This window comes from Candidatus Nanosyncoccus nanoralicus, assembly GCF_004138405.1.
GTDB classification, from domain to species: domain Bacteria; phylum Patescibacteriota; class Saccharimonadia; order Saccharimonadales; family Saccharimonadaceae; genus Nanosyncoccus; species Nanosyncoccus nanoralicus.
Window position 1 is genome coordinate 20,721 of sequence record NZ_PRLL01000005.1, and the last position, 8,428, is coordinate 29,148.

Annotated in this window: 9 protein-coding genes and 3 tRNA genes; 8 read left to right on the forward strand and 4 right to left on the reverse strand. The window is 41.0% G+C overall.

Annotated elements, in window-relative coordinates:
• Position 1: 1 nt before the first annotated feature.
• Entirely contained in the window at positions 2 to 661 is a 660-nt protein-coding gene (locus G3KMM_RS01340; protein ID WP_129604505.1) for a uracil-DNA glycosylase, read from the forward strand.
• A gap of 43 nt (positions 662 to 704) precedes the next feature.
• Here the strand turns inward: G3KMM_RS01340 and G3KMM_RS01345 are convergent, their stop codons facing one another.
• Positions 705 to 1,370 carry a type II secretion system protein gene (locus G3KMM_RS01345; protein ID WP_129604508.1) on the reverse strand — a complete coding sequence of 222 codons (666 nt, stop codon included), beginning with the start codon at positions 1,368 to 1,370 and terminating at the stop codon, positions 705 to 707.
• A gap of 99 nt (positions 1,371 to 1,469) precedes the next feature.
• Here G3KMM_RS01345 and G3KMM_RS01350 point away from each other — a divergent pair, with 99 nt between their 5' ends.
• Positions 1,470 to 2,426 (forward strand): prepilin peptidase, encoded by a 957-nt coding sequence (locus G3KMM_RS01350; RefSeq protein WP_129604511.1) that lies wholly within the window; start codon positions 1,470 to 1,472, stop codon positions 2,424 to 2,426.
• Between the two features lie 34 nt (positions 2,427 to 2,460).
• Here the strand turns inward: G3KMM_RS01350 and xerA are convergent, their stop codons facing one another.
• Positions 2,461 to 3,405, reverse strand: coding sequence for a site-specific tyrosine recombinase/integron integrase (gene xerA, locus G3KMM_RS01355; RefSeq protein ID WP_129604515.1), 945 nt, complete (start codon positions 3,403 to 3,405; stop codon positions 2,461 to 2,463).
• A gap of 36 nt (positions 3,406 to 3,441) precedes the next feature.
• On the opposite strand from xerA, the gene G3KMM_RS01360 reads away from it, so the two are divergent.
• The 5 genes from G3KMM_RS01360 to G3KMM_RS01380 all read left to right on the forward strand — a co-directional run bounded on the left by G3KMM_RS01360 (position 3,442) and on the right by G3KMM_RS01380 (position 7,017).
• Positions 3,442 to 4,674, forward strand: coding sequence for a hypothetical protein (locus G3KMM_RS01360; RefSeq protein ID WP_129604518.1), 1,233 nt, complete (start codon positions 3,442 to 3,444; stop codon positions 4,672 to 4,674).
• Positions 4,675 to 4,770: 96 nt separating this feature from the next.
• Positions 4,771 to 5,319, forward strand: coding sequence for a nucleoside-diphosphate kinase (locus G3KMM_RS01365; RefSeq protein ID WP_129604521.1), 549 nt, complete (start codon positions 4,771 to 4,773; stop codon positions 5,317 to 5,319).
• A gap of 36 nt (positions 5,320 to 5,355) precedes the next feature.
• Positions 5,356 to 5,431, forward strand: a tRNA-Arg gene (locus G3KMM_RS01370).
• 14 nt (positions 5,432 to 5,445) lie between these two features.
• A complete protein-coding gene (locus tag G3KMM_RS01375; RefSeq protein WP_129604524.1) occupies positions 5,446 to 5,931 on the forward strand; it encodes a PH domain-containing protein in 486 nt (161 codons plus the stop codon).
• 18 nt (positions 5,932 to 5,949) lie between these two features.
• Positions 5,950 to 7,017: a SurA N-terminal domain-containing protein gene (locus G3KMM_RS01380; RefSeq protein ID WP_129604527.1), complete on the forward strand. Its 1,068-nt coding sequence runs from the start codon at positions 5,950 to 5,952 to the stop codon at positions 7,015 to 7,017.
• Between the two features lie 56 nt (positions 7,018 to 7,073).
• Here G3KMM_RS01380 and G3KMM_RS01385 read toward each other — a convergent pair.
• Positions 7,074 to 7,148 (reverse strand) — tRNA-Gly (locus G3KMM_RS01385).
• Between the two features lie 84 nt (positions 7,149 to 7,232).
• Between G3KMM_RS01385 and G3KMM_RS01390 the strand changes: the two genes are divergently transcribed.
• Positions 7,233 to 7,309: transfer RNA gene (locus G3KMM_RS01390), tRNA-Asp, on the forward strand.
• Positions 7,310 to 7,346: 37 nt separating this feature from the next.
• Here the strand turns inward: G3KMM_RS01390 and G3KMM_RS01395 are convergent.
• Positions 7,347 to 8,231 (reverse strand): glycerophosphodiester phosphodiesterase, encoded by an 885-nt coding sequence (locus tag G3KMM_RS01395; protein WP_129604530.1) that lies wholly within the window; start codon positions 8,229 to 8,231, stop codon positions 7,347 to 7,349.
• Positions 8,232 to 8,428: the final 197 nt, after the last annotated feature.

An 8,428-nucleotide genomic window follows, 5' to 3' on the forward strand; every position in this document is an offset into this window, starting at 1 on the left:
GATGAAGTGTTTTGATGAGAGTTGGCGGGTGTTTTTGGAGGAAGAATTCTCAAAGGCTTATTTTCGGAAATTAGCTGATTTTTTACATGGAGAATATGAAAAAAAGACGATTTTTCCAGAAAAAGACTCGGTGTTTAGGGCTTTTTTGACTGATTTAAACAAAATAAAGGTAGTAATTTTGGGGCAAGACCCATATCATACACCAGGAGTGGCGGATGGGTTGGCTTTTTCAGTTAAAAAGGGTGGAAAATACATGGCGCCTAGTCTCTTAAATATTTACAAGGAAATTGATGCAGATGTGGGGAAGCACTTAAATCCAGATGGTGATCTTTCGAGTTGGCAGGAACAGGGAGTGTTGCTACTAAATAATGTATTGACGGTGGAGGCACATAAAGCTGGGTCGCATAGAGGAAAAGGGTGGGAGATTTTTTCGAAGAACTGTGTGGAGTATTTGAATAGAAATCGTGAGAATTTGGTATTTATTTTGTGGGGAAGAGATGCTAGAAGTAAAAAGGTATTAATTGATCAAGAGAGACACTTAGTTTTAGAATCGGCTCACCCTTCGCCGCTTTCGGCTCATAATGGATTCTTTGGTTCTAGGCCATTTTCGAAAACAAATGAATATCTGAAGTCGAAGGGTCTTGAAGAAATTAAGTGGTAAAAATATTAGACTAAAAAAAGAACCCCTTGCGGGGTGTCTTTTTTTAAAGTGGTTGACAGATTGAGCCGCCGCCTTCTTTCTTATAAAGGATGGCAACTTTGCGTGAGCCGGAAGCATGAATAGCGTCTGGGCCTTCGCAGGTGGCATTGGTGACGATACTGATGGTGTGACCTTTGGTACCACTTTGTTCGTAAGGGTTACCGGCTGTGACGTCTTCTACACCGTTTGGACGGCCCTCAGATTGATCACGCCAGGTAGAAGCTGAACGTTGACCGTTGTTACAAATTTTGGTCTCTGCATTATAAGAAGTAGCTTCACGGCAGGAAGAAATGGATAGAGAGTACGGGCCACCTTCTGGGTCAACAAATTTATCTTTATCTTCTTTACCAATGATTAGGTAGGAATCGTAGAAATAGGCCCAAGATTGGTGATTGAGAGTACGGGAAATGTTTTGGTCGACCTCGGTGTGTCCAGAGACGTAGGAGCCAAATTTATCTGAAGGAATAGCGCCACTGTTGTTTGACTGATAGTTGGTTAGGGCAGCAGCGAGTCTGGAGATGTCAGAGGTGCGCTGGGTGTCGCGGCGGTTGCGTTGGAGAGCAGGAAGGGCGATGAAGACCATAAGGAAGATAAGACCGGCGATACCAAGTACCAAGACAACCTCGATGATGGTGAAGCCTTTTTTGTTATTTAGATTTTGATTTGCCATTTGATCCTTTCTTTTTAGTCAAGTTTTTGGCGTTTTTCTTAAGCAAATAATAATAAAATCTCATAGAAAAATCAAGAGGCTTATGCTAATATACAGATAGTGTTAGTGGTGCTTTATCTAATATTTTTTGTGGTGGGGGCGGTTTTTGGATCATTTGCATGCTGTCAGGCTTATCGGATTCGATATAAGGAAGAGGGGAAGAGGATTGGTGGACGTTCAGAGTGTCTTTTTTGTCATCACCGACTGGCTTGGTATGAATTAATTCCGATTGTGTCATGGGTATTACAGAGGGGACGTTGTCGGCAATGCGGAAAGAAGATTGGGGGAATTGAGATTGCTTCAGAAGTGGCGATGGGGTTAATTTTTTGTGGAATTTTGAGCTTATTTTTTAAACAAGTAGATGTAATGAGATTTTGGCAAGGAGCGGGTTATGATTTCTGGCGGAATTTTGATATTGAGCTTCTGATGAGAATTTTTACTAATCCGTTGATTATAGTAAGAGCATTAATTCTTATGGTAAGTGCGGTATTATTTTGGATTTTAGTGGTTTATGATTTGAAGTGGCAACGGTTGCCTAGTTGGATTTTATATGTGTTGATAGGCCTTGGTGTGGGGTACTTTATTTTGAATGAGCTGGTGAGATTTGGGATAATCTCGGAGTTAAGATATTTGCCCGGCTCAAAATTACTTAGTATGCAAACTGGGACGACTAGGCAAGTGAGTGAAGTGATTAAGAATGATTTATTTACTTTAGTGAGCAGTATTTTAGTATTGCCGGGCCTATATTTTTTAATGTATAAAATTTCAAAAGAACGGTTAGTAGGGGGAGGAGATTACTTGTTGGCTTTAGCGGCGGTATTATTTTTGGGAAGATTCGAATTGTCACTGATGTTGCTTTTTGTAGCGAATTTGTTGGCATTAGGATTTAACGCGAAGAAAATTATGCAGAAGAAAAAGGTGCGAGTACCATTTGGTCCGTATCTAATTATGGGGTTTTGGCTGGTCTTGCTGTTTGCTAGAGAGATTCTTTTATATCTCTATGTAGTGGCGGTATAGGCCGTGGTTGAATTGGAATCGTGAGGTAAAAAAATTAGTCTTTGGTTTCTGAATGAAATTTTTCGTGAACTTCTTTAAGGTGGGGATCAGTGATATGGGTGTAAATCTGAGTGGTGGCAATATTGGCATGGCCAAGGAGACTTTGAACAGAGCGTAGGTCGGCACCATTCATTAAAAGATCGGTAGCGAAGCTGTGACGAAGGGTGTGGGGGGTGACGTGTTTGGTGATGCCGGCAAGGCGGGCATACTTTTGAATAATCCGTTCGATCGAACGTGGACTGAGCCGGCGAAAATCGCCAGAGGTGTCAGGTATATTTTGATTGGAAGAGTTATTAAGGAAAAGAGCGGGAAGAGTGTCACTTCTGGCGGAAAGGTATTCTTCAAGATGATCGGCGGTGGTTTGATCAATAAAGATAGGGCGGTCTTTTTTACCTTTACCGCGAACCATAAACTCGCGACGGGCGAGGTTAATGGAGTCACGATTTAAGTTACAAAGTTCAGAAACGCGAAGTCCACCGGAGAATAATAGTTCAATGATGGCACGGTCACGCAGGCCAGTTTCGGTATCGATGGGGATTTCTGCAAGTAGACGTTCGACCTCATCGAAATGGAGAAAGGTGACCTGTTTTTTGGCGGCGCGGGGTAGGTCAACTAGGCTTGGGTCAAGGGAGTGAATTCCACGTTTGGCTAGATATTTGAGAAAACCACGGAGGGCAATTAGATGATAGCTTTGAGTAAGAGCGGAAAGGCGTTCATGGTTTTGATTGTCGTCAAAACGATTGAGTCTGAGACGAAATTTACGTAAAATTTCTGGAGTGAGATCAGAGGGTTTAATGGTGGCACCTTCGGGAAAATCTTGAGTGATTAGATCAAGAAAACGAGCAAGGTAAAGTCCGTAGTTTTCAGTGGTTTTAGTAGAACGGCCTTTTTCAATTTCAAGAGATTCGAGAAAGTCATTAATAAGATCAGAGATATCCATAAGGGATATTATAACAGACCGTGCTATAATACGGTTATGGATAATCTGAATACTCCGGGTGTGGATTTTACGCCAAATGCGGATGGCGGCGTGAAGATGAATGATGGAAACCAGCCGAATAATGAGGTAGGGACGAATTCGGTATTCAAGGTTTTTGGTGAAGTAAAGAAGATTGACTATAATCAAGAACTAGTCGATCAGCAAATCAATATGAATCCGACGGAGAAGAGAATTTACGAGCCTCTAACTGGGAGTAGTGTGGTGGTGGATACAGTGCAGGAAAATAGGGTACCTGAAAATGGGTTCCCGGCAGGGTATGGGCCGAATGCAGATTTCAAGAGAATTGAAAAACCGAAGAAACCGAAGTTGGGAGAAAGAATTAAGCGTTCTTTTGGTGAGCTGACGAAGATACAGAAGAGGCTACTAATTATTATCCCGTCAGCAGTGGTGGGATTAATTGTAGTTTTTTCGATAGTTGCAAGTATTACGGGGATGTTTTCAACCGATTACTCAAAAACTTACAGTGTGGCGAAGGCGATTAAGAGTGACCTACAAAAACTAAGAAGTAATGTGAACTGTGATAAGGTAACAGAATATAATGACAATACCTTCACCTCTATGGAGATATATCAGGGATATATTGAGGGATGCAAAAAAAATAGTCAGGGAGTAAATGCGCAGTTGATCGAAGAAATGGGAGACACGGCCGGGGTCTTGAAGGATATCGAGGTAAATCGTCGATTTGAGGCGTTTAAGGTGGCGTTGAATGAGTCTAAGGCAAGTAGCGCGGAAGTAGAAAAGACTCTGGATCTTTATTCGTTGTGGCATAATTGGTTAATTGTGGAATCGTCTGGAGATAAAACTCACAACGGTTTTGAATGGAGTGAGTCAGAAATTAAGGAAGCAGCAAAAATTTTGGTGGAATCTGGAAATGAAAGATTGGTGTCGTATGGCAATGCATGGATTAACTTAAAAACAGAGGTGGCGAAAGCGGCTTATAAATTCTATCATTCTTCTGAGGAGACTGAAGTAGTGGATTATGTGGAAGCAAAGAACGATTTAGAAGCGAAAAAGAATGCATTTATACAATTTCAAAAGGAGAAGAGGCCGGATGTGTTGACGGAATTCCCGTTACAGCTGGTTGATCTTGCAAATATTTCGGTGAAATTTGAGGAAATGTATAGTTTTATTCGGGAAACTTATCAAAAAAATTACAATAAAAAGGTCGGGGGATGTAAGGAATTGATTAACGCGGTAATTTGTGATTAAGACTACGAGTTGCGCCTGGATGAGAGTAGGCGTGGAATGGCTTGACTGGTTGTGTTATAATCAGAAAAATGTAAGAGCATAGCTCAGGGAGTACGTATGTCAGAAGATAAACCTACTAATAAACAAAAGGAGGTCGATCTTGCCGACTTCGTGCAAAGAACTCTTGTGATCTTTAAGCCAGATTCAGTTCAACGTGGTATCGTGGGAGAGATCTTGCAACGCTTTGAGCGTGTGGGACTAAAAATTGTTGGCATGAAGATGGTAAGCCCAGACCAGGTACTATTTAAGAAACATTATGAAGATATTGGAAAGTTGATTTCACGTCGTGGTGAGGAGACTTTTATGTATAATCTGGATTATATGATGTCTGGTCCAATTATTGCAATGTGCCTTGAAGGAGTGGAGGCGGTAGCTTTGGTGCGTAAGATTGTTGGCCCAACTGAGCCAAAATCTGCGGATATGGGTACAATTCGTGGTGATTTTTCTCACATGAGTTTTGGTTATTCTAATGCAAAAAAGATTGGTGTACCTAATCTTGTACATGCTTCAGGAAATCCAGAAGAGGCAGAGGAAGAAGTGAGGCTATGGTTCACTGATGCTGAACTTTATGATTACGAAGATTTGAACGAAAAATATACTCGCTAAGATAGTGAAGTATATATGGTATAATTAATTTGTGTTGGCCTGGTAGCTCAATGGATAGAGCAGCTCCGTCCTAAGGAGAAGGTTGCGAGTTCGACCCCCGCCCGGGTCACCATAAATTGAAATTATATGACAAAATTAGTATTTGATGGGCAACGAGAAGGGGAAGAAGTTAAGTTTATTTTTCGTCGCCATTTTTCAACAGCAAAAGCGGGAATTATTTTTCTAGTATTGATGATAATGCTAGGAATAATTCCGCTTTTTTTGTGGCAGAATGATCTAAGAATGCTGTGGATTTTTCTGGGGTTTGTGTTTGTGGGGGTGTGTGGTTTTTTCTATGCATACATGATGTGGTATTTTTCGGTTTATATCGTAACAGACCAAAGAATTAGACAGGTTTCACAAAAAGGTTTATTCAAGAAAACTGTAGTGGATCTGGGGTTAGACAAAATCCAGAGCATTTCTTACGGAATCACTTCGGTGGTTGGGGGGATTTTAGGTTATGGAACAATTTTAATTCAAACTGGTGTGGGTGATCTAGTGATTTCAGTAGTGGGGAAACCGGCGCAGATTTATGAAAAATTGCAGAATGTCGTGGCAAAAAATACAAAGTAGAGAAGAGGAGAAATAAGAGTGAAGAAACAAGAACAAAATGATGAAAAAAAGCCATCAATTATCAAACGTTTAAAACAGCGTAAAGAGCAGAAGGAAATTGAGGAATTTAAAAATAAGACAGAGCTTGAGCGGGTCGAAGAGAGACGCGAAGAAGTTTTATCGAAGGGGCGAAAGTTTAAATATCCTCTACAATATGCTAAATATCGTATTGTAACGTTGACTATTGTGATCTCTTTGGTGGCAGTAATGTTGTTTGGTGGATTCTTGTACCTATCTCTATATAAGTGGCAGAGTACAGATTCAGTACTTTATAGACTTACTCAGCTGGTGCCGCTACCTGTGGCTTCAGTAGATGGTGAGCGTGTACGATACTCTGATTATTTGATGATTTATAAGAGTACGATTACGCCAATTGAACAACAGCAAGGGAAGTTGGGCAATGATAAAGATGCTTCGTCAATGATGAATCATTACAAAAGAATGTCCTTAACTGAGGCGGAGAATTATGCCTATGCCTTGAAATTGGCGGCTGAGCATCATTTGACCGTGGATAAAGACGAGATTGACCGTGCGCTCGATAAGCATCGTAAGATTGGCGGAGTAGAGAGAAGTGAGGAGAGTTTTAAGAAAATCCTAGAGGACAACTTTGGTCTATCCGTTAAAGAGTATCGCAGGATGCTTTACCTTTCCTTAATGAAAGAAAAAGTATCACAACAGATTGATAAGGAAGCGATTAGAATTTCGGAGACTGTACAGGCGGGAGTAAAGGCGGGAAAAAATTTAAAGGCTATTGCCGATGAGCTTGGTGAAAAAGTTTTATATGAGGAGACCGGGGGATTGGTTGATAAGTTGAATGTTGACGGGGGTAGGGCTGGAATCGCGATGGGTCTTGAGGCGGGGCAGACTTCAGATCGTGTGATGTCTTCGTCTGGTGATGGATACTATTTTGTGACATTGATTAACAAAACTGAATCACAAGTGAATTATACGTCAATCAAGATTCCGTTTTTGGAGTTTAATAAACAAGTGAAACAAATTCGTGAAGGGGGACTGGTACGAGAAATGATTAGTTTGAAGGACGAATAGAGAATATCGTATCAATAAAAAAGATCCCTGGAAGAGGGATTTTTTTGACAAAAAAATGGTGCGAGTAGAGGGAGTCGAACCCTCGTCTCTTCCTTGGGAAGGAAGCATAATAGCCGTTATACGATACTCGCTTATGTAGTTATTTTAGCATAATTTAAAGAAGATAGAGAAAAAGTCTTGCACAATCGAGGACAATAAAGTATACTACTGGTATTGGATTCGTAGCTCAGTTGGTTAGAGCGCCGCCCTGTCACGGCGGAGGTCGCGAGTTCGAGTCTCGTCGGATCCGCCATTACAGCTTTAGGGCTGTTTTTTCTTGTTTAAATTTTTTATTCAATAATGGAATTATCTATATACTTTTGATAGTGTTTTTCGGAATTTGAAGAAAGCACCCAGCAGAGCACAGGGTGAGATTGGCGGTAATTTTGAATATGATTGTTTTGAATATTTTTTTTATCGACGGAAAGAAAATCCGGCTTAAGCCATGAGTTGAAGGGGAATTTTAGAAGAGATAAACCTAAATAATAAAGAGGATTTGGATGACTGGGAATAAGTAGGCCAGAGGGGATATTTGGACAATAATGAAGAAACCAGTGCACGATGCGCGGGTCAAAACTTTTGATGAAGATAGGGGCGTTTTGGTGTTGGTCTTGATATTTTTGAAGTAGGCTTGCGGTTTGTTGGCAGAAACGACGATAATTAACATTGAATTCAGATTTAAGTTCGATAAGGAGGGGAGTTTTGCCGGCGATAAGTTGAAGTGCGGATTCTAGTGTGGGGATCCTAGCGACGTATTCTTTGGGGAAAGGATTTTTTGACTGCTGAGAGGTGGAAAGAAGCTGGAGTTCTTGAATACTAGTTAAAGTACTATGTTTAATTTTTTGAGAGACTTGAGTAAGTCGATAAGTGTCATTGTCGTGAAAAATAACAAGGTGACGGTCATTCGTATAGTGAAGGTCAAGTTCGATGGCTAGTTGATTTTGAATAGCAAGTTGAAAGGAGGCAAGGGTGTTTTCAGGGATGAAAAGGTAGGGCTGATGAGGAGATGGAACGTTGGGGTATTTTTGATAGGTTGATGGATTAAGGAAACCATGTACGCCACGGTGTGCAAATGGGCGACTCGTAAGTGCGGCAAGCTGAGGCTGTTTTAGTTTATCCTCAGGGGGAAGTGCTGGGCTCAAGTGGGGTTTTCGTTGGGCTAGAAAATGTTTCATGATATAATCTAATCAGGTGCCATTGTAGCTCAGTTGGTAGAGCAGCTCATTCGTAACGAGCAGGTCACAGGTTCGATCCCTGCAATCGGCATTACGTCAAAGCAAAAGACGTTAAAACTCATCGTACAATTTTAGGTACGTGGATTGAAATAGTGTGCTTATTTGTGTAGCTTTCATCGAAAAAACTATACAAAACT

Coding starts and splice junctions, on each gene's coding strand:
- G3KMM_RS01365 (WP_129604521.1), top strand. CDS start 4,771: ATGTCAGAAGATAAACCTACTAATAAACAAAAGGAGGTCGATCTTGCC.
- G3KMM_RS01360 (WP_129604518.1), top strand. CDS start 3,442: ATGGATAATCTGAATACTCCGGGTGTGGATTTTACGCCAAATGCGGAT.
- G3KMM_RS01395 (WP_129604530.1), bottom strand. CDS start 8,231: ATGAAACATTTTCTAGCCCAACGAAAACCCCACTTGAGCCCAGCACTT.
- G3KMM_RS01345 (WP_129604508.1), bottom strand. CDS start 1,370: ATGGCAAATCAAAATCTAAATAACAAAAAAGGCTTCACCATCATCGAG.
- G3KMM_RS01375 (WP_129604524.1), top strand. CDS start 5,446: ATGACAAAATTAGTATTTGATGGGCAACGAGAAGGGGAAGAAGTTAAG.
- G3KMM_RS01340 (WP_129604505.1), top strand. CDS start 2: ATGAAGTGTTTTGATGAGAGTTGGCGGGTGTTTTTGGAGGAAGAATTC.
- xerA (WP_129604515.1), bottom strand. CDS start 3,405: ATGGATATCTCTGATCTTATTAATGACTTTCTCGAATCTCTTGAAATT.